The organism is Ralstonia pickettii (assembly GCF_030582395.1).
In the GTDB taxonomy this organism is placed as follows: Bacteria; Pseudomonadota; Gammaproteobacteria; order Burkholderiales; family Burkholderiaceae; genus Ralstonia; species Ralstonia pickettii_D.
The window spans coordinates 786990-813684 of the sequence record NZ_CP104382.1; the positions used below are offsets into that span (position 1 = coordinate 786990).

The window sequence follows — 26695 nt, forward strand, 5'->3', positions numbered from 1 at the left end:
AGTTTGATTCCGATTCCGTCTGTTCCCGAGCCGAAGGCAACATGCAACGCTTCCTGAACTTCCTGACCAACTCACGCACGCTATCCATTCTTGGCGTGATCGTGCTGACCATCTTCCTGCTGCTGATGGCGCAGACCTTCGAGGTTGGCCTGGTCTGGGTCGGCATCGCGCTGGGTGTGCTGCTCGCCTTGTGGCTGCTGACGTATCTGTGGAAGCGCTGGCGTGCGCGTCAGGCCAGCAACAAGCTCGAAGGCGTGCTGGAACAGGCCACCGCCGACAAGACCGCCACACCAGACAAGCGCGAAGAAGTGGAAGCCCTGCGCGTGCGCTTGGCAGAAGCCGTCAAGACCATCAAGCGTTCCAAGCTCGGGCAGATGTCGGGCAGCGCGGCGCTGTACGAGCTGCCCTGGTACATCGTGATCGGCAACCCGGCGGCGGGCAAAAGCACGGCCGTGCTCAATTCCGGCCTGCAGTTTCCGTTTGCCGACAAGGGCGGCGCGGTCATCCAGGGCATCGGCGGCACGCGTAACTGCGACTGGTTCTTCACTACCGAAGGCATCCTGCTCGACACGGCGGGGCGTTACTCGGTGCACGAAGAAGACCGCCGCGAGTGGCTCGGCTTTCTGGACCTGCTCAAGCGCTATCGCCCGAAGGCGCCCATCAACGGCATCGTCGTGACGGTGAGCGTGTCGGAACTCACGCAAAACCGCCCCGAATTCGCCATCAACCTGGCCAAGAACCTGCGCCAGCGCGTTCAGGAACTGACCGAACGCCTGGAAGTGTTTGCGCCGGTGTACGTGATGTTCACGAAGGCCGACCTGATCACCGGCTTTACCGAATTCTTTGGAGACAGCGAGAAGCAGGAGCGTGACCGCGTTTGGGGCGCCACCCTGCCCTTCGAGCCCGATTCAAAGCCCGACGTGGCGGCCGTGTTCGACCAGCGCTTTGACGAGCTGTGCGACGGGCTGAAGGAGATCAGCGTTGCGCAGATTGCGCTGCACCGGAACAACAAGCTGTCGCCGGGGCTGCTGAGCTTCCCGCTGGAGTTTGCGTCGATCAAGCCGACGCTGCGCGCGTTCCTGATGACGCTGTTCGATGAGAACCCGTTCCAGTACAAGCCGGTGTTCCGCGGCTTCTACTTCACCAGCGCGCTGCAGGAAGGTGCCACCAATAGCGTGTCGGCCGAGCGCATTGCGCGCCGCTTTGGCCTGTCGACGGACGGTGCCGCACGCCCGCGCGAGGTGTTCTCCAAGAACGGCTTCTTCCTTCGCGACCTGTTCTCGAAGGTGATCTTTGCCGACAAGCAGACGGTGCGGCAATTCGCCAGCCCCGCCAAGACGCGCCTGCGCATCGCCACGTTCTTTGCGCTGGTGCTCGCCCTGGGTGTGATGCTCGGCGGCTGGACGTGGTCGTACATGGGCAATCGCACCCTCACTGCCAACGTTCAGGCCGACCTCGACAAGATCGTGAAGATGCAGCAAAACCGGGTAGACCTCCAGGCTCGCCTGGAGGCACTCGACATCCTGCAAGACCGGATCGAACAGCTCGACCGGTATCGCAACGACCATCCGCTCGCGCTGTCGCTCGGCCTGTACCAGGGCTACACGCTGCAGCACAAGCTGCTCGACGAGTACTACAACGGCCTGCGTCAGGTCATGCTCAAGCCCGTGGGGGGCGCGATCGAAACCTTCCTGGCAGAAGTCAACGCGCATCCCGATCAGTTAGCACCGATGGTGCGCCCGCCGGAAACCGGCGCTGTGATGACCACGTCCGTGACGACGGCCACCACCACCGTGGGCGGTGCCTCGGGTGCCGCTGCCAACGCGCCTGCCGCACCAAACCAGGCTACAGCATCGACCGGGGCCAAGCGCTACACCGATGCCTCCCCCACCAACGTGGAAGACGGCTACAACGCGCTCAAGACCTACCTGATGCTGTCGGACAAGCGCCACGTGGAAGTCGCGCACCTCACCGATCAGATCACGCGATTCTGGCGCGGCTGGCTGGAAGACAATCGGGGCAACATGCCGCGCGAGCAGATGATCCGCTCGGCGGAGCGCAACCTGTCGTTCTTCCTGGCCCGCGTGAACGACGACAACTGGCCGCTGCTGGAAGGCAACCTCTCGCTGGTCGACCAGACGCGTGAGAACCTGCGCCGCGTGGTGCGCGGCATGCCCGCACGCGAACGTGCGTACGCCGAGATCAAGGCCCGTGCCTCCACGCGCTACGCCCCGATGACGGTCGCACGCATCGTCGGCGATACCGGCGCCGGCCTGGTTGCGGGCAGCTACGCCGTGCCCGGCACGTTCACCAAGGAAGCGTGGCTGGGCTACGTGCAGCCCGCCATCAAGGAAGCAGCCAACAAGGAACTGCAGACCAAGGACTGGGTGCTGAACGTCGCCGCGCGCGACGACCTCACGCTGGAAGGCAGCCCTGAGCAGATTCAGAAGGCGCTGGTCACGATGTACAAGACCGAATACGCGCGCGAATGGCAACGCTTCATGCAAGGCGTGGCGATCCAGGATTTCTCCAGCTTTGATCAGGCCGTCACTGGCATGAACCTGCTGGGGGACCCGACCAACTCGCCGATCCGCAAGGTGCTCGACACCGCGTATGAGCAGACGTCGTGGGACAACCCGTCGATGTTCAACGCGGGCCTGAAGCAGGCCAAGACTGGTGTGCTCGGCTGGTTCAAGCAGCTGTTTGCGCGCCAGACGCCGTCGCAGGTGAACGTCAACCTGGAGGTGGGCGGCAATGCCGATGCCGGCGCCATTCCGATGGGCCCGGTGGGCAAGGAGTTCTCAGGGCTGGCACGCGTGGTGGTCATGCGCGACGACAAGTCGCTGCTGCGCGGCTATATGGATTCGCTCTCCAAGGTGCGCACGCGCTTCAACCAGATCAAGAACCAGGGCGACCCGGGGCCGGGCGCGCGCCAGCTGATGCAGCAGACACTGGACGGCAACGGCTCGGAACTGGCCGACACGCTCAAGTATGTGGATGAGCAGATGCTGACCGGCATGACCGACAGCGAGCGCGCGACGCTGCGTCCGCTGCTGGTGCGCCCGCTGCTGCAGTCGTATGCGGTGGCGATCCGCCCGGCCACGACGGAAGTCAACAAGGTCTGGAACGCCCAGGTGTATCAGCCGTTCGCCACCACGCTGGCCGACAAGTACCCGTTTGCACCCAACGCCAAGATCGAGGCCAGCGCGGCTGAGATCGGCCAGGTGTTCGGTCCGGACGGCGCAATCGCGAAGTTCGCCAGCACGACGATCGGTCCGCTGTCGGTGCGCCGTGGCGACATGATCGCCTCCCGCACTTGGGGTGACCTGGGCATCGCGTTTGTGCCCGAGTTCACCACGGGTTTCACCCGCTGGATCGCGCCGCTCACGGGTGGTGCCGCCGGTGGTGCTGGCGGTGCCGCAGCCGCAGCGCCGCAGACCGTGTTCCAGATCCTGCCGGTGCCGTCGCAAGGCGCCACCGAATACACGATCGAGATCGACGGGCAGCAACTGCGCTATCGCAACACGCCGCCGCAGTGGGCCAACTTCGTGTGGCCCAATCCGCAAGGCACCCCGGGTGCGCGCGTGACGGCCACCACGTTTGACGGCCGCACGGTGGAGCTGCTCAACGAGCCCGGCCGCTTCGGCCTGGAGCGCCTGATTGCGACAGCGCAACGCAAGCGTCGTCCGGACGGCGCATTCGATTTGTTCTGGACGAAGGACAACCTGACGGTATCTATCAGCCTGCGCATCATCAGCAGCCCGCAGGCCGGCGGCACGACGGCATCGGATTCGCCGCAAGGCCAAGGCCTGCGCGGCTTGCGCCTGCCGACGTCGATTGCCGATGCATCGGCACCGCAGAACACCCTGACGCCGCCTGCTCCGGCAGCGCCCGGAGGCACGGCGCCTGCCGCGCAAGCGGCCGTGTCTACACAGGCCGCACGCCACAACATCACGGAAGAGCAAGGAGGGACGGCGCAATGAGCCAGACCCAGTTGCAGCTTTCGTACTTCGGCAAGCTTCCGTCTCGCGGTGACTTCGTCAAAAGCGCCAACAACGTCCAGCTGCTCGACACGCTGGACCGCTGGCTGGCGCAAGGCATGGAATTGCTGGCCGAAGCCCCGGACTGGAAGTCGACCTATGACAGTTGGAAGCCGGTGCAGTTTGCGTTTCTCGGCTCGCAGAGCAAGCTCGCCATTGCGGGCACGCTCATGGCCAGCAGCGATCTGTCTTCGCGCCGGTTTCCGTTCCTGACGGCGGCGGCCATGGAGGTCGAGCGCCCGATCAACTTCATCGCCCGCAGCCCGATTGCGCTCGCCCGGCTTTGGACACGCGCCGGCCAGCAGATGCTCTCGCTCGGCACCGCCACCGACGCCACTGAAGGCCTGCGCCTGCTGGCCGAAGGGCAGCACGGCGTGGAGACCGGCACGGGCGGCACCAGCACGCAGTCGCACGACGCGAGCTTTTCGGATTTCATCGACTTCCAGACCGTCGCCGGCCTTGAGCAGATGCTGCGCGCTGAGGGCCACAACATCCGTCTGCGCCGCACCCTGCTCGCGCTTGGCACCTTGCTGCAGCCTGTGATGGCCAATGGCTCGTCGCGGCTTGAGAAAGGGCTCACGCTGCCGCTGCCGGCAGACCCGCTCTATCGCAGCCTGGTTGCGAGTTTCTGGCTCGAGCTGGTGTCGCGCTTCCTGCAGCGGGCGGACTTCGAGCTGTCGCTGTTCCTGGGCGATATCAATGGCGCCGAGCGGTTGGTCATCGGCTTCAACGGCGCCTCGTCACGCACGTTGCACAGTGTGATGTCCCCACTGGCGTATGCCGAACAGAACATCAACATCGACGATCCGGAATGGGTCGACCAGCACGTCAGCGGAGATTACGGCTTGGCCAAGTTCGTGAGTTACCTGGATCAACCGCAGCTGTCGCTGCGCGTGGCGGTCGATACCTTCCGCGAAGTCTTCATCGGAGAATGAACATGGGTCTGGATGCAATCAAGCGCGGCTTCCGGCCTGCAACACTGGTGACGAACGCCGCCATGCTGGCCTGCCTGGCAAGTGCCCTGCCCGCGCATGCCGCAGCGGGCGATGCCGCGCCCGTGCCGGGCCAGGTCGTGGCCGGCGGCATGGTGCCGGACGAAGCCACCAAGGCAACCGTGCTGGCCAAGCTGCGCGAGTTGTACGGCAGCGCCAACGTGGTCGACCAGATCGAAGTGGGCAACGTGGTGTCGCCGCCCAACTGGTCGGCCAATGTGCAAAAAATCCTGTCGCCGGCCATCAAGCAAGTCAATCGCGGGCAGTTGAACATCGACGGCACGCAGGTGTCGCTACATGGCGACGTCGGCAACGAGGCGCAGCGCCAGCAGTTGACCAGTGACATGGCGACGGCGCTGGGCCAGAGCTACACGATCAAGAATGGGCTGCGCGTAGCGGCCGTGTCCGAGCAAGGGCTGCTGGACCAGACGCTGGCCAACCGCATCATCGAGTTTGAAACCGGCAGCGCCACGCTCACCCCCAAGGGCCGCGCGATTCTGGATGAAATGGCCGCCGTACTGCCGCGCCTGAACGGCCGCAAGATCGAAATCGTCGGCCACACCGACAACTCCGGCAGCCGAGCGTTGAACCTCAACCTGAGCCAGGCCCGCGCCGAGACGGTCAAGAACTACCTCATCGCCAAGGGCGCCGAGCAAGGCACGCTGACCGCGATGGGCGTGGGGCCGGATCAGCCCGTGGCGGCCAACAACACCGATGAAGGCCGCTCGCGGAATCGGCGGATCGAGTTTCGGGCGAGCAAGTGAGGCGGGAGGACGCTCGTCGGCGGGCACGGTTGCGCGAACCGTCGCCTGCTGCACCTCCGCGGGAAAGTGACGGGCGGCACCGCCAACATCGGATTCAGACCGCGTATTCTGAACCCACCCGGATATCCGTCTTCCCTGTTGCCGAATTCTCGCCGCTTCTCGAGCCTTTCTGGTGGTTGTGGTGCCATCTTGTGTGGGCATGGCAGCAGCTTGTGCATTGGCTCGCCAGTCTGCGGCAAGGGCCGCCTGTCGTGGTTATTGACGGCGTCATTGACGGCGTCCTCGTGGGCGATGCTGCGTTCGATGCGTACCAGCGAATGGGGCTGTTCCTCGCGGCTGAGGCGCGGGCCACGCCCGACTACCACGGTCACGATGATCGCGAGGACAGCTATTACCGCGTGACGCCCGTCGTGATTACGCTGATCGGCGGGCAAGTCATTCACTTTTGTGAGTATCAGATGACGGACCGGCCTGTGCCATCCAACGCCGCCTATTTCGCGGGGCTTAACGGGATGCGTATGCGTGCCGCGGGGTGGCGGGATGGAGAAGTCTTCTCAGCTTGGGGGTTGCGCCTCGAAGGATACGAGGCGGCGCAAACTGTTTACATCGCGCAGCGCGCCCGAAATTTTCCCGAGCCTTTGGATACGCTATTGACGCGTCGCACAGAAGGTTTCAGTCAATTGATGAGCATAGTCGGCGTGGCGGTTGGCACGCTTGTGCTTGTCACGATTGTGGGATTGCTCGGGGGTGAATTCGATTTGGAAGAGGCAGGCATCCTTATGGCCCTGATAACAGGAGTCTTTCTGTCAGTGCCTGTGCTGTTTCTGATTGTCTATGCCCTGATCCGCCTGATGGCGGGGCCCCTGCGGCCCATCCCAGAAATGATGGCGGCTGGTGAATACGGCAACCGCCATCTCCGCCTGCGCAGCTTTGACTTCGGCCGCTGTGAGCGTGCGGTATTTGAAGCGTTGGAGCGACATGAAGAGAATTAGTCGTTCGCGGCTAGGTGCATGCAAGCGCGCAGTGTCCTCCCAGCAAGTAGGCATTAACGGTTGACAGCAACGCACATGACACCGTCCGCCCCATCGACCCTGCCCGATTCCGCCCCGACCGAAGCCGATCGGGAAGCCTGCCTGCGTCGGCTGAGCGAGTATTCTCCGGACGCGCCCGATGCTCCAGTGCCGTTCAGCCAACGTCTGGCGGAGACTGAAGGGTGGTCGCGTTTATATACGCTGACTGTCATCGAGGAATACAAGCGCTTCGCGTATCTGGCGGTGTTTGCAGGGCACCCTGTCACACCTTCCGAAGCGATCGATGCCGCCTGGCACCTCCATCTGCAATATTCGAAAGAGTATTGGACGGTGTTCTGCGGCGAAGTACTGCGCGCGCCGCTGCATCATGCGCCCGGGATTGGCGCGCCGGACGAAGACGACGCCTACGCGCAGCATTACGCGCAAACACTGGAAAGCTATCGGCGCACGTTCGGCGAGGCGCCGCCGGCCGATGTCTGGCCGCGGCCGGAGCAGCCCGAGGCAGCCCAGGCCCCGGAAACTGTCGTCCCCACACGGCATGCGCCGGAGCCGGTCATGCCGCCGCCCGCATCCACAGCGCGCTCATTCATGCCATCCGTATGGCTTGTGATCGCCGTCAGCCTCATCGCAATCACCACGAATGTCGCCTCGGATGTTCATGTGCTGAGCTATTCAGGGCCACGCTTTCTCGCGTTCTATCTGGGTGTGTGCGTGATGGCGTGTCTGCTGATCCGGGGCCTGCATCGCGCTGCCTACAGCCGGAACCCCTGGGGGGCCGCGGGTGGCAGCGTACCGCGTCAGCTGACACCTGCCGAAGCCGCGCTGATCGCCGGCGATGCGACGCGAATGGCGCAGGTTGCGGCCTTGACGTTGCTGGATGCAGGAGCGATCCGCATCGTCCCTCCAGCAAAGAAAAAACGAGACCGCAACACCTACGTGGTCGCGAACCAGGACCGCCCCCCAGAGCGCGACGTCAGCGCATGGACATGGCTCGCCCGGCAAACGCAGCAGCGCTCGCCATGGCCGAACTTCCAGGATCGGCTCGTCGACGATGCACCCGAGATGACAGACCGGCTACGCAGCGAGGGATGGATGTGGACCCGCGGCGCGATGCGCGGAACGACGCTCGCAGCGTGGGCCATTGTGCTGGCGACGCTGTGGCTCGGTGTGATGAAGGCCTTTGTGGGCTTGTCGCGAGGGCGCCCGGTTATTTGGCTGCTGATGGAGATGGCGCTGTTCGGAATCGTCTACTGGTGGGTGACGGCGCGACTGATCGGCGTGGGCCGTGCCGGTCCCACCGCGGGCGCCAACGCTGCGCTCGATGTTTATCGGCAGCGCGGCCAGCAGGGGCCACGTTCAGGTTTGTCAACGCACGATCTACTGTGGCTGACTGCGTTTGGCGGCACCAGCGTGCTGGCCAACACAGCATGGGCCGGATACCGATCGATCTTGGGACCACCCGCCGGCGCCAGTTCTGGCGGCTCCGGAGCCGACACGTCGAGCAACTGCAGCTCAAGCAGCAATGGCTCCAGCAGCTGCAGCTCGAGTAGCTGCGGATCCAGCGGCTGCGGCGGTTGTTCGAGCAGTTAGCCCGCTCAGCTGGCGCTTTCCGATGGCGGATCGCCCAGGCCCAGCAGCTCCTCGATCTGCGACAGCGTCGCATCGTCCTTGACCACCGTGCGCAGCCAGGCGTGCAGCGGCATGTCGCCCCACTTCGCGGCACGTGCGGCGAGGTAGGCAACGGGGCTGTGCGGCTCGGTCTGGCGGAAGAACTCGGCCACATCGCGCAGCTGGTTCAGCGCCTGGGCGCGCGTGCGGATGGGGCCGGAAACCATCGTTTCGATGACGGTGCCGGCGGCAGACTGCGTCGCCGGTTGCGAAGCGCCCTTTGCTTCCACGGCGGTTGGCTTGGGCTCCGGCTTGCCACCGAAGCGCTCCACCAACGCGCGCACCGCCTGCAAGGCTTCGCGCGCAGGGCGGAAACTCGGCGCGTGATCACCCGCCCGAGCGTCGAGCACAGACTCCAACCGCAGCAGCGCGGCGCCGCAGCCGACCACATCGTCGTGCAGCGTCTTGTAGAACGCAGGCGGCGTGGCCCGTCGTGCGGATTCAAACTGCTCCTGCGTGATTTTTCCGCGCGACAGCTCGTCGGCCTGTTCCGGATCGCGGCGGATGGCTTCGACCAGGCTGGTCGCGACTTCCCAATCGATCAGGCTGTAGCCGCCCTTGCCCGCCTCCACCAGCGGCACCTCGCGAATGAGCTGGCTCGAACGCGTCGCAAGCCATGCCATGCTGCCGGTGCGGGCCTCAGGATCATCCGCTTCCGGCAGCGGATAGAGGTGCTCCCAGAACTGCTCGCACAATCCGGCGATCAATTCGTAGCCCTCGCGCAGGCCGGCAAAGCCACGCTCCTTCGACAACGCCTCGGCCAACCATGCGGCCAGGCGCAGATCCTTCGTGCGGTTCTGCAGCAGCGACGTGCTCTCGGCGATGACGGCGCGCCAATCCGCTTCCTTGATCTCCGTGACCCACTCACCTTGATCGAGTGACGGGTCATCAAACCGGCGCGCATCCTGGATGCTGTCGAATTCTGCAGAGAAGAGCATGTCTTCGCCGCACGGTTGTGCCCCGGGCAGCGGAGCGAGCAATTGGTCAAACGGAAGAGTGGCCATGATCGAAAACGAAACCGGAATGCAATACGAAAATCAGGGCTTGCCGACGCGGCAATCCGCCAGCGCCAGCGTCAGGCCAACGAACTGCCGGTTCAAGCAGTCCAGCGGGATGTCCTTGCTGGGCTTGTACGCCGCAAGCTTGTGATCGGGAAACAGCGCCTTGAGCGCGTCACGCTGATCGTCCTGGAACGGCGCGCCCACCTTCAGATCTTCCGTCACGGCCAGCGTGTTCAGGCTGTCGTCGGACAACGGATAGACCTGGCCCTTGAAAACCAGGCGGCGACCGTCGTATTTCTTTGATGCGGTCGGCGCGTCCTTGAAATATTCGGTCAGCACCTGGCGGTACGAAACCTGCAACGGGGTGTCGTCCTGAGCGAAGGCGGGCGTGACGAGCAACGCGACCACAGCAGAAGCGGCGGCGAGGCGGGACAGTGCGTTCATATCAGCGTGCGTGAAGGAGACGTCCGCGCGCGCGGGGCGGACGGTGGAGATGCTACGCAGGCTTGGGGCGGTTGGGGGGATTGTTTCTAAATCTTCATGTGACCCCACTCCCTACAGGTGGCCCTAGAGGTCTCTGCGAACATCGGCCGCTCAGACCGCTTCAGGTAGCTTGGCCGGCCAGGTGAGCGGCTGCTCTGGTCCGATACCGTTTTCCCGCCTGACCTGGCCAACCTCGCTGTTCCACCCCACAGGAAAGACCGGCCAGTAGCACAGGCATTCCGCCAGCCAATTGAGTACTTTGTCGGGGTTGCGGCCTTTGTGTAGCCATTCGCCTGGCATGGCGGGAGCTTGCACGGCGTCCATGCCCTTCCGCATGAACGTCTGTATGTAGCGCCAGAGATGCTCGCCACTGTTGCGCGGGCCAACCCAGATCAGGTCCTCTCCACGTCGTTGCGGGTCTGCTGCGTCCAGCGGCGGCCAGTACAGAAGCAGGCAACCTTTGTAACCCATCTTGCGCCGCTTCTCGCGCGCTTCGTCCGACAAGTCATAAGCTGGCACGCTAAAGCCAGTGATCAAATCCAGCAGCCCTGTGATCGCAATACTGCCATCCACTTCGCTGCCGCTTTGCCGCGACCAGTTCGCCTCTCTTCGGAGCTCATGAGCCCGATCGTTGAGCGCGGTCGCGTATTCTTGGCTTTGCTCAGATTCGGCCGGCGGCACCCAATGTACGTGGGCTTGGACACGTGACCAGTCGAGTACTGCGTTGCCGCCCCACCGCCCGGGCCGCAACACGTACACCTTCCCTGTTGTTCGGTTGAAGCGATAGCGCGCGCAGCGCGCCGTGAACACGTAGCTTTGAAACTCGCGCCAGAGCAGGGATGCCATGGGTACGCATAGCACCGCGACGAGCAACATTCCCAAGAGCACCTCGAGCTCCTTGATGGAGTTCGGCGGGAATGGCATCTGCGAATCGCCAACAAACGCGATATCCCACAAGAACCACAGCGTCCCCGCGCTTAACAGCAAACATAGCGGCATGAAGCACACAACGATGATCAAGCCAATCCAGCGCGGCAGTTCATCGTCGCGCAGATTACTCAGTTCAAGGAAGTGCTCATTGAAGTCGAGGACTGTGGGCTCAGGAGGCCACAGGATGGCGGGATCAGACCCGGTGACATCAAGCGCATGCTGCATGGGGGCATCGCGCAGATCGGCATAGTCTTCAAGGGCCTTGATCATGCCGTGCTTGCGCCGATAGCGATGAAAGGCGGCTTCAAATGTGAACATCGTTGGATTCGGATATTTCGAGCATTTCTAAATTGCAACGGAAGGCGAAAGTAACAATACGGACGCGTTATCTGGCCTCCGTCAGTGCCTCGTCAAATGAGAGATGAACTCCAGCAGCCAACGCCGGGAGGTCACTTGATGCGTGACGGGCTTAAGTGGCCCAGCGCGTAAAACACTACGCCGGATTCGCTACTGACTCGCGCAGCGCAGGAATTCTTGAAATGACCTCCGCAGGCCACCTCGGTTTCGGGGCGAGCCGCTGTGCGATGTACTCGAACACACCAACGGGCAGGAACAACCAAAACAGCCCCAACGCAAAGACACTTGCAGCGGCTACCGAGACGATCAACTCGGTGCGCCCCATGCGGGCGCGAAGGCGGCGCCCATCCTCTGTCGGATCGAGCAACGGAAAAGACCCGAACAGACAGCGCCTGAAATTGACGTCGCGCGGAATTGGCTGGACCTCTGGAAGCCGTTCAGGCCCTTCATTCATGTAGCAACGGATGTACGCCCACATGTGATGAAGCTCCATTGGAGCGCTCACATCCTGCTTCAATATGATCCGGCCCTCGAGTTTGGTCGTACCTTGCTCGCATTGCGCCAGAATTAATCCGTACCAAACTGTTTTGTACTTATAAAATTTTCCGATTGCGGCCTCGACACGCGGCCAGTCGAGCTCCATGATCACCATTTCCCATTTCGCAAATGGATTGGGTTTCACTAGATATTCCAGCGCGAAAATTTTCTGGTTGCTTCTGTCAAACAAGATCGGTAAATCAAGCGGCGTCCTCACTGCTTTTTTGATCATGTTGATCAGGAGCACCGCTAGCACCAACAGCATCAACACCAGGAAAGATGCCATGATCGGGGCTTCTTTTGGGTTCCCATCCCTATACATCTCGACAAAGAACGGCAGCATCGCAACGTATCCAATGGATACACCGCCGCCGAACATCAAAGCCATGCCGCGCTCGCTTGATGTTGCTCGTGACAACTCCAACACATTCGCATCGACGTAGCGGACATCAAAGCCCGGGTCAGGTTGGACGTTCCTGTCCCCGGCCTCAATTGCCGCGGTTGGCAAAGGCAGATCTTCATGCCAAATGTGGATCTGGGGTTGCAGTTTGGAGCGTGCTTTTTCCATCGGGGGCCAACATGGGCAATTCGTGGTTTTCTGTACTGGTCGAAAAACTCGAGCATGGCGCCTGATGCTGCTCGGCTGCAAAGCCACGCGTTTTTGTAGGCATCGAGCCGCTTACTTTCGGTCGTGATGCTGTTCGTATGATCGGTTTGTATTCCAATGCTTAGATACCTACGCCGGCATCCTCATCACGCTCAACCTCTATTTCCCTTTGCACGCCACCCACTAGATTTGACTTGTAAGGCACGCCCTCATGTCGCGGCGGCCCCAGATGAGCGATGGAACCGTTGACCGTCCACAAACGAGCGGAAACTGCTTCTCGAGCCAAAAACCGGGCGCGCGGCGGTTGGCTTGCTTGCGTAACCGCTTTCCGAGTTGTACCGGCCGGACCCCCGTTTTTGGTTGCCTGCCAACGCATCAGTATCTGAAGTAGAAGGTACCGTATTCGCCCGGGTCATCCGGCTTGCGTTGGAGCTTGGCCGACTTGACCAGATCGACGTTCCCGGAATCGGGAATGCCCAGCGTGCGGCAAACCTTCTCCGTCAGACGTACAAATGGCATCCATTTTCTGGCGAGGCTAATGGTCATCAGGCCGAAGAACGCATAGAACCCTGCGCTCATGGCCAAAAAGCCGTACGGGAAAACGTCGTGCAGCAAATTCTGCGGCGACTCGACGAGCAGCAGCATGATTCCCAGTATCGGCGCCCCTAGTCCCACAAGTATCCCAGCCACGCCTATAACCCACCACTTCACCGCATTCTTGATATGCCGGGCCTTACCCCGAGAGCAATGCGGGTACAACGCGATGATGCGGTCCTCTGGTCTCGCAATGCCAGCTGTCTCATAGTGGTCATTACGCCATTCGGCGGCCACTTCGACTTTGTCCCCTTCTTTGAAAGGACTGCGCCAGACCCAGCCCTTGACCGGATCGCCGTCAAGGTCAAATTCGACGTAATCAGCATGTTCCTCCTCACTCGATGCGGACGCTGCTGTCGCGATCGCGGGTCCACTCAACCCCGCGATGCCCGCAGCAATGGCGACCACTCCGAGCTTGTCCCGATCGGCCTCCGTAAACACGAAACTCGCTTCTGCACGGGTCACCTTGTAGTTCTTTATCGTGCCCGTCAGCTTTACCAACCCTTCAGGCCGTTGCTCGACGCTCATTTATCGGAAACGCATTTTGACCAAAGCAGCCGACAATTTTTCGCCTTGTTCCTTGGCTGTCTTTTAGCCGACAGCCCTTCGCTCATTCTGTCCCTGTCAAGGCCTTGTTGCCCTGCCGCGTTCTTCATGCGGATCAAGATAGTGGTAGATCCATGGCCCATCGCTGAGGTAAGGCCATTTTATGCCGCGGGCCTTGCTGTAACGCTTGTGGTCGCGCGGCAGATCGACGCGTGAAGGATTGGGGTAGCCGAGGACGGCAAAGATACGTTCGGCTTGCTGAGCAACGGGGCGCCATTGGAAGTAGAAGCGAAGGCCATAGTAAATCGCTGCTACAACCCCGAATGTAGAAAACATCGGCAACACAATGTGAAATGTTCCGGCATCGATTTTGGGGCCAAACGAAAACAGGCTTGATGCCAAATAGCTGGCACAAAAGAATACGGGCAAACCCACTACCAGTCGCAAAAAAACTCCATACGCAAAGCGCCTATGCGCTCGCACACCCCGTGAGCAATGCAAACTCATCCATAGTGTGTGGTCCCTCGGCCTGATGGCGGCCAAGGCCCGATCTGGTGCACGTGGCTGACGCGCAACCACAAACGAGACTTCATCCCCATTCTTGAACGTCACCTTGCTGAAGCCACCTGCCACGGTGCGCTCGCCCAACTGGCAAGTAAAGAATTGCACCGCGTCACCTGTGGATGTGGCCGCCAAGCCAGCGCCCGCAGCGGCTCCAGCCAGCCCCGCCGTCGCAAGACCAGCGGCCACAGCCGCACCAGAGCCCTGCTGTGCTTCGCTCAAGAAAGCTTGTTCGCCATCGTGAATCGTCAGGCCCCTGACCATGCCCGAGATCAGTTCCAGTCCATCGCTCATTCCGCCCCCGTCAAGGCTTTGTTGAAGGCGGCAAGCTGCGACTCGGCCGTCTTGTAGCTGTCTTGCAGTTGCGCCCGCTTCAAGCCGAAAGCGCAGCGGTCGCACCACTTCTGCAAGGCATCATCCTCGAAGGACCAGATGATAAGGGTGATGGCCAGAACGAAGATCGACACTTCTAGGCTGGCGAAGACCAGGGCCGCGCGCGCCAGCAGCAGCCGGGTAGCGGCGGTGGTCAATGCCTTGGCAATCAGCCGTTCACCGAATCTCTTGCCGAAGGTTTCAATGAGGGGGGAGCAATAGGAAAGCGCCGTGAGAGAAGAAAGAACTGCGCTCGTAGCCTGAAATGTTCCTCGAATACCGAACAGGATCATCATTCTGTAGTCCGCACTGCTCTCATTCGCTCCGGTTTCGTGAAAATCCAGCATCGCCCCATACCCCGAAGCCGTAGCACTCAGCGCCCCACCCGCAAGTTTGAGCATCTGGTAGCCCACGGCCCGGTCCCCGGCCCCAGCCAACGCCTTGACCCAGTTGCTCGTCACATCGAGAGCCGCGGCCACCGTGGCAAGTTTGGCCGCAGCCAAGGTGGCTTGGGCCTTCTCGCTCCTGGGGCTCTTGGCGGCCTGCTGACGGGCCTTGTACAGGTTGAATGCCTCGAACACTGCCACAATCAGCGCCATGCGCGCATCGCGTGCAGCATTAAAGCTGCCTCCTTTGCTGGCGTCAGGCACTTCCACGTTTGCGCGGAGCGCCTTCCACTTGGCTGCACGCGCTTCGTAATCGGCCTGCGCCGCCTGGCTCAGGTAGTAGTCTTGGTTCATCAGACGGCGCACGAGCATCTGCCGGTCGGCCGCGTAGTGCATCGCGTCCTGCACCGCTACAGCTTTGGCCGCCTCGGCCGACACGCCGCTGCGCGCCAACAACAGGGTGCGCAAGGCCAATTCGTTGACGGTATCCACGGTCCCCGTCAGCGGCTTGAGCCAGCTACCGCCAACAGAAAGAAATATCTTCTCCAGCCCGCGCATGCGCTGCACCGGCCGGATGCCTGATTTCGGGTCGAGCGCCTTCATCTGCGTGTTGAACGCCGTGAGCGATTTTTTACCCAGGTCGGCGATTTTGTTCCATTTGATGTGCCCGGCTACGCCCGCCCAGGTCTGTCCGCTCAACGGCTGCGGGCCGCTATAGATCATGCTCAACGCCTCATCGATGTCAGCCAGGCCTTCCTGCTGGTTCAGCGCGATGGCCCGCCACAGCAAGTTGGTGTCGAGGCTGGCCTTGGCCTCTTTGATCCAGACGTCGATCTTCTTTTGCCCCGCCGCACTGGAGCCCATACCGAAAATGGCTTCGCCAACGCAGTCCTCGAACAGCACGCCATCCACTTCGCTGGTGCGATGAAAATCTTCCAGGGTGTCGATGAACAGCGGCGCCTCCAGCCAGCTAATCAAGGCTTCCGTGCGCTGGTCAATGACCTTGTTGGCCTGGGTCAGCAGCCTGTCCCAGTTTTTCTTGAAGCGCTCCAATGCGCCGCCGTCGATGTGCTCCTTGTACTTCGGCCAGGCTTGGGCAGCGGCGCGGGCTTGTTCTTGTTGATCGCCACGCTTGAAGGCGCGTTTGATGTCGTCTTCCCGTGCCAGGGCCGCTTGCAACTCGGCAGGGTCTTTCGCGTAGCGCTGCACCAAGGGGGCACGGCGCGCCTGCAGTTCCTCCAGGCTGATATCACCGTTGCGGTAGCTCTGGCTGAGCGCGTAGTACTGCTGCGAGAACGCTTGGGCCGAAGCAGCGTCGCGCGTAGCCTTCACAATGGGTGCGCGCAACCGCATCATCTCGTTGGTGGGCGAAGACTGCGAGACTGCATTGAAATCGCGCACCCGATCCGCCGCCCCTTGCTCCATGGCCCTCTTGGTGCCTTCGATGGCATTGAACGCGCTGATCTGGAGCTCACGTTCATCGCCGTACTTTTTAATCCATCCGGCTGCGTCGTTTCTGAAGCCGTTGAGTTCATGCGTGATGCCCACGGCATCCCACAGGGCCAACACATGAGGCTCGCTCGGCTTGCCGGTGCCTTTTCCGCGATGCTCCATGTGTTTGGCCGTACTCTCCGCCATGCCAGTTCTCAGATGCCACGGATAGCGGGTACTCATCTGCTCGAGCTTGTCGGCCTTTTGGCAGGTACCGTCTTCGTTGCTCAAGTTACCCACAGGGGGATCAAATGGGAGCAGGTCCTTAGGCGTTGACGCGTACTCAAGCACGGCTTCAAGCACAGCCTTGCCGGCGATCTGGCCATGGCTGTGCTTTGCCCCAGCGGCCATCGCTCCCGGGTGAATGGTCTGCATGCGCTTGTTGCGCAGCTTACTGTTCGTCTCATACTCTGCGAGCGTCTCGTCGCTCCACTTGTGCTCGCTAAAAGCAATCCAGGTCGCACCACATTTCTCGGGCTGCTCGATCACAAGGTAATGCACCTGCGTGTTGTTGGCGCCGTGGCGCGAGCATCGCAGTACCGGCGTGCTTTGCGGTTGGGCGGACTTGGGATCGAATTGGCGCGTCAGGCTACCGTCCTCGCCAACCGAATAGCATTCCCATTGCTTGGAACCACGCGCGTTCTTGTCATAGAACAGATATAGATAGCCAGTACGCAAGGTACGCAACGCGTATTGAAAGTCCCCCCCCAACGGCACAGTCTTCACACGGTCACCACTAACCCAGCCGGGCAACGCAGGACTGACGTTCTTGGGGACGACGGCATATCGAACCGGCAAGATAGGCAAGCCGGTCGCTTTGCATTGGTCGCAAGATTGGGCTGGCGGTGCGCTAGGCGGCATGGGATTCTCTGAGTGGTTTTGGCGAAACTGGCAGATGGCACTTCAGTCGACGAGGACGACACCACACTCATTCGCGATGCGTTGCCAGTCATGCTCTTCCAGGTCGTCGATCAAGCTCGTGAAATAGGCGCCCTCACCCCGCAGCGCCAGCCGTCGCTGGACCAGCGGATGTGAGTCGAATTCCGGGTGAATTTCCAACGCGCATCGGGCATACGCAGCAAGATCGTGTCTGTCATTGAAGCCAGCGTTGCGCGCCCGCCGTATGGCAGCGAGTGCAGCGGCGCAGAAGGAGTCGAACCGTGCTCCGACTGCCTGGGCATGCCCCCACTCGCGGATCGCGATGTTTAACGAAGCGATGGAATCAACGTCTTGCCACTGCTCCGTGCTCAACGTCAGTCGCCCCTGAGCACCTTTGGCTTCAACGCCTTCGGCCCGCAGTTCAACCAGCCTGCCAGCCGGATCCAGCAACCAGAATGTGTCAATGGGGCCCAGCAGAGCCGCGCGCTGGGTCGGAGAAAGAAATGACCACAGCCACCACAGCACGGCAGGATCTTGCAGGCGCAACCAGGCGAGCCCTCCGAGGTGGGGAACGCGATGAAGCATGCTGGATGCCAAGTGGCGCGCCACATTCCGCACGGGCTGCGAACTCGTTAGCCACCCACTTATCTGACGGCCCGACCCGGCCCGCAGAACCTGCGAGGGCAACTCCTCAATTGCCCTCTGAACGCTTTGCTCAAGCAGAAGACTGTCTTTGAACTTCGTAATATGTAGCGGCAACAGCATCGGGTAATGCGACGGATCGATGCCGGGATGGGCGAGTTGGACGCGCTCGTTTCCGCTTCGCGAGTAGCCCTCCCACAATACGTCGTCTTCCGCCACCGCTCGCGGCACGGTGTCAATCAACAGCAGACAATCCGCCTGCGGTCTTGCGATCACGCTCGCATGCAACGCGTGGCTTACCTGTGCCGCGTGCGCCCAAAGCTCCTCAGTCATGGTGCCTTTAACCCAGTGGTACGAGTGCGCTTTGCTCGCGGGCCGCGCCTTCTGCTGCTGGACTACAGCCTTTCAGATTACCGCCCGCCAAACTGTTGTCGGCCCCCGCCCCACCCGGCCCCACAAACCGATGCCCCGCCCCCTTAAACGTCACCATCCCAGGCGCATGCAGCTCAATCGTTCCATTCGTCACCTTGATCTGCGCACCGGCCGCATTGACGAGCACGTGCTGCTTCGCCTCAGCAGTGACGTTGCCCTGCGTGGAGGCAACCGTCACAGCCTTCTCGGCCACGAGATGGCTCTCGCCCTTGAGGCTCGAAAGCCCCACCTTGCCGCTTGCGGCATGCATGGCGATGCCCGGTGCGGCATCCCCGGCCTGCCCGAGCGATTTGCCGTGCGCATAGAGGCTCAGCCCCTCGGTCACCGCCACTGAGAGATTGCCGCCCGCGGCGACGTTGGTGTCTTGCTTGGCGATCAACGTGGCCTGCGTGCCCGCGACCAGCACTGCATCGGCCGGTGTTGTTGTGACGATGCCCTTGGGCGCCGAGACTTGCAGATGCGGTTCGCTGTAGGCAACGGCCTGCGCGCCTTCACCCGCGCTCTCGGTGTGGCGCAGCACTTCGGTGGTGTGGCGCAGTTGCTTGAGCGCGGGGAGTTCCTTGGCGGCGGGTTCGTCGGCCAGGCCGGCTTTCTGCTTCTGCGCCGCGTCGGCGAGGGATTCGGCGAGGTCGCTCGCTGCATCGATCTGGCTGGCGGCAGCTTCGCTGTCCTGCAGCGAGGCGCTGGTGCTCGCGCTGTGCGCGGTGAGCAGCAGGCCGGCACCGGCGCGCACGGCGCCGCTGTCGTCCGTCGCGAGCGCTGCTCCGTGGCCTAGATCGGCCTGCCGCGCGCTGTCGATCTGTTCCTTGTGATGGCCGAGCACGAGGCCGCTTGCCGCCTGCGTGGTGCTGAGCTGCGTGCGGCCCTGCCCTTCGGAATCATCGAAGACGAGTTGGTTGTAACCCGACGAGCCCGACTGGCTGCCGGCCAGCGCCTGCGTCTTGATGCCGGACAGCACTGCGTTGTGGGCGTAGGCGCCCTGGCTCTTGTTGTCGCCGGCAAACCACGCCGGCGCGTTGCCGGTGGCGCCGGCTGCGCCGGCCTGGTTCTGGTTGTATTGCGCGTCGGTCTGGCCGCTGCCGTTGTAGGCGGCGCCCACCACAACGGGCCGATCGATGTCGCCTTGCAGGAATTCGACCAGCACCTCCTGGCCGACGCGCGGCACCGCCACGCCGCCCCAGTTCGGGCCGGCCACGGGCGCGGTCACGCGCACCCATGCGCCAAGGCCTGCGCTGGCACGCGCGTTGTCGTCGCCGGCCGGATGCGATTGGCGGCTGGCCGACCGAGCGCCGCGTTGCCAATGAAACTGCACTTTGATCCGATGGTCCCGATCGGTGTGCACGGGCCCTTCCGCACCCACCACCAACGCGGTCTGGCTGCCGTTGACGGTCGGGCGTGGATGCAGCGCGCGGCCTTGCTCGTCGCTCTGCTGCGGGCGCACGGGCACGTTGTCGCGCACGACAGTGAAGTGGTTCCGATAGAACGGCGCGTCGTCGCCTGCGCCGCGGTTGCTGCCTGCGGCCAGCACATCGCCGCCGCGCAGCGTGCCCAGTGTTTCGGTCAGCATCTGGCCGAAGCGGTCGTTAAAGTTGTTGCGCGCCTGGTGGGTGACGGCCAGCACAGCAAAGCGCTGCTCGCCATCGTCATGATCGAAGTGATCGAGCAACTGGAAGCGCGTGCCGGTCGCCAATGTGCGGGCCGTACCTTCGCCGTCGAACTGCTTGTCGCGTAGCTCCAGCGCTTCCATCATCAGCCGCGCGACGCGCTGTGCCTGGTTGTTGTCTTCAAACCAGTACTGACCGGGGTAATCGGTGTCTTGCAACGTCAGCTGCGGGCCGTCGTTGCTTTGCTGCTGCGCCCCGAGATGCGCCGTGCGCTTGGCGTTGGCGCGGTAGTCCCAACTGGCAATCGATACGGCATTGGTCTGCCAACGGCGGGCGCCTTGCCAGCGGTCGATCACGTCTTCGGTGGCGGTGGCATCTGCGCGGCCAAAGCGGATGCTCGCCTGTGCGTTGTCGGAAAACACGTCATTCGAATCTGCAATGACCATGCGGTGCACGCCCAGTGCATCGCCGTCTTTGGCTTCGTGCTCGAAGAAATAGAACAGCCCTTCTTCGGCCAGCAGCCGCTTGACGAAATCGAAGTCGCTTTCGTCGTATTGCGTGATGACGCTGCGGCGCGTGTAGACCGCGCTGTCGCGCAGGGCCCAGCGCCAGGCGGGCACGAGGCGGCCTTGGCCCTGGTAGTCGCCAAACAGGCTGTCGATCACCTCGATGACCGACATGTCCTGGAACAGGAAGCTGTCTTGCCGATGGCGCAGGAAGGCGAGCCACGGTTCGATCACCAGCCGATAGCGCACCAGGCCACCGTTGGCCCCCACCTGCTGGAAGCGCGTGACGTGGCCATGGAACGGCCGCAGTGCGCTTCGGCTCTGCTGGGTCAGCAAGTCAAGCCGCACGGGCTGGCCGAGCAGCTTGGCCGAATCGATGTCCGCGTTGTCGGACAGCGCCGTCAGTTCCACTCGGAAGCCGCCTGCGTCGATGTGCTCAGCAACGTCCACCTTTTCAGGCAGAAGCGCGTTCGGCCCTAGCGGCGTTTCCAGGCGCAGCAGCCTGTCGGCCTGGGAGAACGACGCACGTAGCAGGTTTGCCAACTCGGTCGGAGAGACCATGATGTGCTCCAGCGAAGCGACTTAGTTGATGCGGTACTTGAACTCGCCGTTCTTACCAACGCCGACCTTGATCTTCTCGACGCTGCCGCCTTCGGCCATGCGTGTCAGCACCGATTCGGCAATCTGCGGCAGCAGCGTGCCGTTCAGGATGTGGTCGACCGCGCGGGCGCCGGCATCGACTTCCGTGCAGCGTGCGAGCACCGATTCGACCAACGCGTTGTCCCACTGGAACGCCGCCTTGTGGTTGATGGCCACGCGATCGCGGATGCGGCCCAGCTTGAGCGTGATGATCTCGGCCAGCACATCATCGGAAATCGGGTAATACGGCACCACCTTCATGCGCCCCAGGAATGCGGGCTTGAACGCCTTGTAGAGCGTCGGGCGCAGCAGCTCTGCCAGCGCATCGGTGTCGGGCAGTTCGTCAGCAGGCTTGTTCAGGCAGGCCTGCATGATGACCTGCGAGCCGACGTTCGACGTGAGGATGATGATGGTGTTGCGGAAGTCGATCGGGCGGCCTTCGGCGTCGTCCATCTCGCCCTTGTCGAAGACCTGGAAGAACATCTCCAGCACGTCCGGGTGAGCCTTTTCGACTTCATCCAGCAGCACGACGCTGTACGGGTTGCGACGCACGGCTTCGGTCAGCACGCCGCCTTCGCCATAACCGACATAACCGGGCGGCGAGCCCTTGAGGCCCGACACGCTGTGCGCTTCCTGGTACTCGCTCATGTTGATGGTGATGAGCTTGCGTTCACCGCCGTAGAGAATGTCGGCCAGTGCCAACGCCGTTTCCGTCTTACCAACGCCCGAGGGGCCAGCAAACAGGAACACGCCGCGCGGCTTGTTCGGGTCTTCCAGGTTGGCGGTGGCGGTACGCACGCGCTGCGCGATGGCATCCAGCGCGTGGTCCTGCCCGATCACGCGGGCGGCCAGCAGCGGCTTGAGGTTCAGCACCGTGCGCAGTTCGTCCTTGACCATGCGGCCCAGCGGAATGCCCGTCCAGGCCGACACGATTTCCGACACGACATGGCCATCCACCTGCAGCGGCACCATGGGCGATTCGCCCTGCAGCGCGCGCAGCTCGGCGAGCAGCTTGGCCAGTTCGTCCTGCTCGCCCGTTTTGTCGGCAGCGCGCTTGCGCTTGGGGATCGAGACGACGTCGCTGTTGGCGGCCACGGGCAATGCGTCTTCCTCGCCGGCTTGGGCGGTACCGCTTTCGCGCGCCTCGCGCAGCGCCTGAATGCGAGCGACCAGCGCGCGCTCCTGCGCCAGACGTTCGGTGTTCTGCGCGACGCGCTGTTCCAGCTCCGTGCGCTGCTCGTTCAGCGCCTTCAGGCGCGTGTCGTGCTCGGCACCGGCGCTTTGCTCGCGCTCCAGCGCATTGATTTCGCCCTGCAGACGTTCGAGCGCTTTCTGGTCGTCTTCAATGGCGCCGGGCGTGGCGCTCTGGCCCAGCGCCACCTTGGCGCACGCCGTGTCCAGCACGCTGACGGCCTTGTCCGGAAGTTGGCGGCCGCTGATATAGCGATGCGACAAGCGCACGGCCTCGGTAATCGCCTCGTCCAGCACGCGCACACCAAAGTGGCGCTCCATCAGCCCGGCCATGCCGCGGAGCATGGCAGCCGCCAGAGGCTCGCTGGGCTCTTCCACCTTCACAACCTGGAAGCGGCGCGCCAGTGCGGCGTCTTTTTCGAAGTACTTCTTGTATTCGCTCCACGTGGTGGCCGCGATCGTGCGCAGCTCGCCGCGTGCAAGCGCAGGCTTGAGCAGGTTGGCCGCATCGTTTTGCCCGGCCTGCCCGCCTGCGCCAATGATGGTGTGCGCCTCGTCGATGAACAGGATGATCGGCTTCGGGCTCTTCTTCACCTCGTCGATCACGTTCTTCAGGCGGTTCTCGAATTCGCCCTTGACGCTGGCGCCCGCTTGCAAGAGCCCCATGTCGAGCGTGCGCAGCGTCACGCCTTGCAGCGGTGGCGGCACATCGTTGGCAGCGACGCGCAGGGCCAGGCCCTCCACCACAGCGGTCTTGCCTACGCCCGCTTCGCCGGTGAGGATCGGGTTGTTCTGGCGACGACGCATCAGGATGTCGATCACCTGGCGGATCTCGGCATCGCGGCCGATCACGGGGTCGATGCGGCCATCGCGTGCGGATTGCGTCAGATCCACGGTGAACTGGTCCAGCGCGGGAGTGGACGTCAGCGCCGCGGCGGGCTTGCCGCCTTCGCCTTGCGTAGCGTCTGCGCCGTCGTCGGTAATGTCCACGGCCTGCTCTTGCTCGTCGGAACCGGCGGTCAGCCGATCGAAGTCGTGCTTCAAGCGATCGGCTTCAATCTGCCCGAACAGGCGCGAGCCCCGTTGCGCGAGCGCCGACAGGCTAGGCTCGGTCAGCAGCGCCAGCAGCAGATGGCCCGAGCGGATGCGCGTGATTTGCGAATCGAGCGAGGCGATCAGCCAGCCATGCTCGAACAGTTTCGGTAGATACGGCGAGAACGCCGGCGTGCGCGTATTGCCGGTCTGGAAGCGGCCGATCTCGGCTTCCAGGTCACGTTGCAGCGCGACCAGGTCGATGCCGCTGGCGCGGGCGGCCACGGCAAAGTCGCTGCGGCGGTTTTCCAGCAGCGCCAGGAACAGGTGTTCGAGATCGACCTCGTAATTGCCGCGCGCCATGCACAGCGACGCAGCGCGCTCGGCGGCTTGCCGGCTCGTCGCATTCAGCTTGGCGATCAGGGTTTTGAGTGGGATGGCCATGGCGGCAGCGCTCCGGAAGAATCGATGAATGTGTCGGTATCAATGCAGCGGCGCGAGCGTGTATTGCGCATCGCTGCGGTCCTGCTGCGCGGGGCGGGAGCACAGGAAGGTGTCCCAGCCCAGGCGCCCGTCGTTGCTGTTGTCCAGCGTGCTGCCGGTCACGTCCTGCTGGCGCAGGATCAGCTTGATTTCGAACTCGAGCGTGGTGCCGCACAGGATGGTCAACATCTTGCGCAGCGCCAGCGCACCCGATGCACCCGGCAGGAAATTGCGGTACTGCGCACGCTTGAGCGGCCCGACCCACAGGCGCACGCGCAGGTCGCGCTGCCACACCCGCCCGCCCGCCAACGCCGTGGCGCCCAGGAGGTTATTGGTGCTGCCCAGCCGCGTGTACTGCGACGCCGGCACGCGATACCACCCGCCGACAAACTGCTCCACCCGCATCGGCGCCTGAAAGTAATCCGACAGCACGCGCTGCAGGTATGCCGCAGACACCGGCCGATGCCGGATCGCCGTGGCATAACCGGCCAGCGCTTCGTCCAGGATGGGCCCCGGCGTGGTGGAAAGATCGCGGCGCAGCGTCTTGTCAGCGGCCCCCGCCAGCGACAGCAGCAGCGGCAGGTAATGCTTGGTGCTGTCGACTTCGTACTGGAACGGCAGGCGGTATTTCTTCCACGCCAGGTAGAACAGCGCCGTTGCCCGGTTCGAGAAGATGTCGAAGAACGCACGTGCAGCGCGGTCGCGCCAGAGGCTTTCGCGCTCGGCCACGATTTCGGTGTAGCGCAGCGGCAAGGCACCTTGGCCGCCCAGCATGCCGAAGAACGTGGGCGTGATCGCCAGCGAATCGAGCGCGCCCTCTTCCAGTGCAGCGATGAACGCGGCGTCGGTTTCGAGCATCTCGGCGGTAATGCCCTCGGCCTCGATATGCTGCAGCTCGCTGGGCGGAAACGACAGCGACAGCGTGTTGCGAAAGCTCAGGCGCGTGGCCAGCGCCTGCTCTGGCGCCATGCCGCCTTCGCGCGCGAACAGCTGCTCCAGCAGGCGCACGGCCTGGAAGAACTGGTACCGGTGCGGCTGCTGGAGCAGCCGCCGGATCACACCAGGATCGATTCGCCGCTGCGGGGTGCGCATTTGACCAATTCCTTGCCGGTGCGGCGCGAGACCGCAATCAACTGCACAAAGCTGTTCATGTGGACGTACAGGCCGAAGAAGTGGTCCAGCACACGGATGAACCGGTGCATGCCGGTGCCCACAAAGGCGTCTTCATCCAGCGTGAGGCGCACCTCCAGGCCGCGCACGAAGGTGGCGAACGGCTTGCCGGCCAGCCACTGCGTCGCCGGTTGGTAATCGAGCGCGACGATGCCTTCGATCTGCCGCGCCGAGATCGCATTGCGCGGCAGGTCGTGCAGGCGCAGCATCTCTTTCAGCGTCGGCAGACCGTTCTGCACGAGCGACAGATGGTTGAGCGCCAGCAACGAGATCAACCGCCACTGCGCCGCGCGCCCGCCGCCAAACCGCATTGACGGCGTCGGCTTGCGCAGGAAGGTGATGTTGCGGGCGATGGAACTGCCTTCCATCGACAGATCGCCATCCGGCTGGCCAAACGCCAGGGTCGAAGGCAAGTCCCGGTTCGTGCAGGTGACGGTCAGGCTCAGCGTGTCCGTCTGCGGGCTGGCGGGGTCGAACTGCGTATCGACGATGGAGATTTCCGTTTCGAAACCCGGGCTGCGCTGTGCGATCAGTTCGTTGCGGCGTGCCAGCCAGTAATGCCCCGCGCGGCCGGGCTCCTCGCCGTGATGCAAGGAGTAGAACGGCCGGAACTCCGTCACCTTCTCGTGCGCCGTGGTTTCACGCACCAGTTGCACGTTGTCGATGGAGTAGATATCAAAGCCGTGCGCGCGCCGGCTGTCTGCCACGACCGGATAAGCGCTGGCCGTATGTTCGATGCGGATCGGATCGGCCTTCTGCTGGAACAGATTGACCACGGGCGTGCAATGCAGGCGCAGGTGCTCGGGCTGCAGGTTCTCGAGCAGACGCGCGGCGTGCGAATCGCTGCGCACGTCTTTCAGCACCAGATGCAACGTCAGACGGCGCACCGGCACGCCCGGCGTCAGGCCGCGTCGCAATGCAGCCAGGTCGATGTCGAAAAAGTTGAATTTCTCGGCAAAGCTGAAGTGCTCGGTCAACAGCCGATAGGCCGGGTGCGAGCGTGCCGGGCAATCGATCAGGGATTCGTCTTTTGTAAAACCGACTTCGTGCAACGGCACGGAAATCAGACGCTTCCACACGCCGGCGCGTTCGGCTTCCACATATCCGGCCGCCGTGTGCAGGAACAGCGCATCGCCCAGCGCCGCCACGAAGGACGGCTCGCCGTCCATGTAGACGCGCAGCTTGTCCATCGACAGCGATTCGAAACCGCCGCGTTCGCCCACGTATTCCAGCGTGATGGCGATCGAGCCGGTCGCGCCCTTGGGCAGTTGCGCAGCGGCCGGCGCAGACACCGCGCGCTCGAACGTCGCCGCGGCCACGCGCACCGGCGCAAACGTGACGTCGTATGCGGTGCGGAAGCGGCATTCGACCTTGCGCACCATGCGTGTGGTGAGGAACGTGCCGCGCGCAATCGTGACCGGCGCGCTCAGTTGCGCCGCGACGCCGCGCACATCGAAATGCGCCACGGAACACGATGGAAAGGGCCGCAGGTAGTGCGGATACAGCACTTCCAGCAGCGCCTCGGTAAATTCGGGGTAGTCGTCGTCGAGCTTCTTGCTGACACGTGCGGTCAGGAAGGCAAACGATTCGATCATCCGCTCGACATGCGGATCGTCGCAGCCGTCGCCCGACATGGCGAGGCGGCCGGCGATCTTCGGATACCGCTCGGCGAAGTCGCGCGAGTACCGGCGCAGGAAGGCCAGTTCTCGTTCGTAATAAGGCAGCAGCTCTTCCATTCTTCGTGGCGGTCCGGTGGC

Annotated in this window: 17 protein-coding genes; 5 read left to right on the top strand and 12 right to left on the bottom strand. The window is 63.0% G+C overall.

Going from position 1 to position 26695, the window contains the following annotated elements:
- Positions 1-41: 41 nt before the first annotated feature.
- The 5 genes from tssM (at position 42) to N5B55_RS20285 (ending at position 8417) form a co-directional block, all read left to right on the top strand.
- Positions 42-3983: a type VI secretion system membrane subunit TssM gene (tssM, locus tag N5B55_RS20265; RefSeq protein WP_304539841.1), complete on the top strand. Its 3942-nt coding sequence runs from the start codon at positions 42-44 to the stop codon at positions 3981-3983.
- Positions 3980-4975 carry a type VI secretion system-associated protein TagF gene (gene tagF, locus N5B55_RS20270; RefSeq protein WP_065855156.1) on the top strand — a complete coding sequence of 332 codons (996 nt, stop codon included), beginning with the start codon at positions 3980-3982 and terminating at the stop codon, positions 4973-4975. Before tssM ends, tagF begins: the two co-directional genes overlap by 4 nt.
- A 2-nt stretch (positions 4976-4977) precedes the next feature.
- Positions 4978-5796: an OmpA family protein gene (locus N5B55_RS20275; RefSeq protein WP_009241803.1), complete on the top strand. Its 819-nt coding sequence runs from the start codon at positions 4978-4980 to the stop codon at positions 5794-5796.
- A gap of 212 nt (positions 5797-6008) precedes the next feature.
- Positions 6009-6788, top strand: coding sequence for a hypothetical protein (locus tag N5B55_RS20280; protein WP_304539842.1), 780 nt, complete (start codon positions 6009-6011; stop codon positions 6786-6788).
- A gap of 186 nt (positions 6789-6974) precedes the next feature.
- Positions 6975-8417 (top strand): TIGR04222 domain-containing membrane protein, encoded by a 1443-nt coding sequence (locus tag N5B55_RS20285; RefSeq protein ID WP_304539843.1) that lies wholly within the window; start codon positions 6975-6977, stop codon positions 8415-8417.
- A 5-nt stretch (positions 8418-8422) separates the two neighbouring features.
- On the opposite strand, the gene tssA is transcribed toward N5B55_RS20285, so the two are convergent.
- The 12 genes from tssA to tssF all read right to left on the bottom strand — a co-directional run bounded on the left by tssA (position 8423) and on the right by tssF (position 26674).
- Entirely contained in the window at positions 8423-9499 is a 1077-nt protein-coding gene (gene tssA, locus N5B55_RS20290; protein WP_304539844.1) for a type VI secretion system protein TssA, read from the bottom strand.
- A gap of 33 nt (positions 9500-9532) precedes the next feature.
- Positions 9533-9940: a hypothetical protein gene (locus tag N5B55_RS20295; protein ID WP_304539845.1), complete on the bottom strand. Its 408-nt coding sequence runs from the start codon at positions 9938-9940 to the stop codon at positions 9533-9535.
- 150 nt (positions 9941-10090) lie between these two features.
- A complete protein-coding gene (locus N5B55_RS20300; protein ID WP_304539846.1) occupies positions 10091-11227 on the bottom strand; it encodes a hypothetical protein in 1137 nt (378 codons plus the stop codon).
- A gap of 175 nt (positions 11228-11402) precedes the next feature.
- Positions 11403-12371 (bottom strand): DUF6708 domain-containing protein, encoded by a 969-nt coding sequence (locus N5B55_RS20305; protein ID WP_304539847.1) that lies wholly within the window; start codon positions 12369-12371, stop codon positions 11403-11405.
- A 414-nt stretch (positions 12372-12785) separates the two neighbouring features.
- Complete coding sequence (locus tag N5B55_RS20310) at positions 12786-13532, bottom strand: putative type VI secretion system effector (RefSeq protein WP_304539848.1); 747 nt, start codon at positions 13530-13532, stop codon at positions 12786-12788.
- A gap of 96 nt (positions 13533-13628) precedes the next feature.
- Positions 13629-14405: a putative type VI secretion system effector gene (locus tag N5B55_RS20315; protein ID WP_304539849.1), complete on the bottom strand. Its 777-nt coding sequence runs from the start codon at positions 14403-14405 to the stop codon at positions 13629-13631.
- On the bottom strand, positions 14402-17221 hold the full coding sequence (locus N5B55_RS20320; protein ID WP_304539850.1) for a T6SS effector BTH_I2691 family protein: 2820 nt from the start codon (positions 17219-17221) through the stop codon (positions 14402-14404). The genes N5B55_RS20315 and N5B55_RS20320 overlap by 4 nt, the downstream gene beginning before the upstream one ends.
- A gap of 42 nt (positions 17222-17263) precedes the next feature.
- Positions 17264-18214 (bottom strand): DUF4123 domain-containing protein, encoded by a 951-nt coding sequence (locus N5B55_RS20325; protein ID WP_304539851.1) that lies wholly within the window; start codon positions 18212-18214, stop codon positions 17264-17266.
- 7 nt (positions 18215-18221) lie between these two features.
- Entirely contained in the window at positions 18222-20984 is a 2763-nt protein-coding gene (locus tag N5B55_RS20330) for a type VI secretion system Vgr family protein (RefSeq protein WP_304539852.1), read from the bottom strand.
- 21 nt (positions 20985-21005) lie between these two features.
- Positions 21006-23729, bottom strand: coding sequence for a type VI secretion system ATPase TssH (gene tssH, locus N5B55_RS20335; RefSeq protein WP_304539853.1), 2724 nt, complete (start codon positions 23727-23729; stop codon positions 21006-21008).
- A gap of 39 nt (positions 23730-23768) precedes the next feature.
- On the bottom strand, positions 23769-24860 hold the full coding sequence (tssG, locus tag N5B55_RS20340; RefSeq protein ID WP_304539854.1) for a type VI secretion system baseplate subunit TssG: 1092 nt from the start codon (positions 24858-24860) through the stop codon (positions 23769-23771).
- Positions 24824-26674, bottom strand: a complete 1851-nt coding sequence (gene tssF, locus N5B55_RS20345; RefSeq protein ID WP_304539855.1) for a type VI secretion system baseplate subunit TssF — start codon at positions 26672-26674, stop codon at positions 24824-24826. Before tssF ends, tssG begins: the two co-directional genes overlap by 37 nt.
- Positions 26675-26695 lie beyond the last annotated feature (21 nt).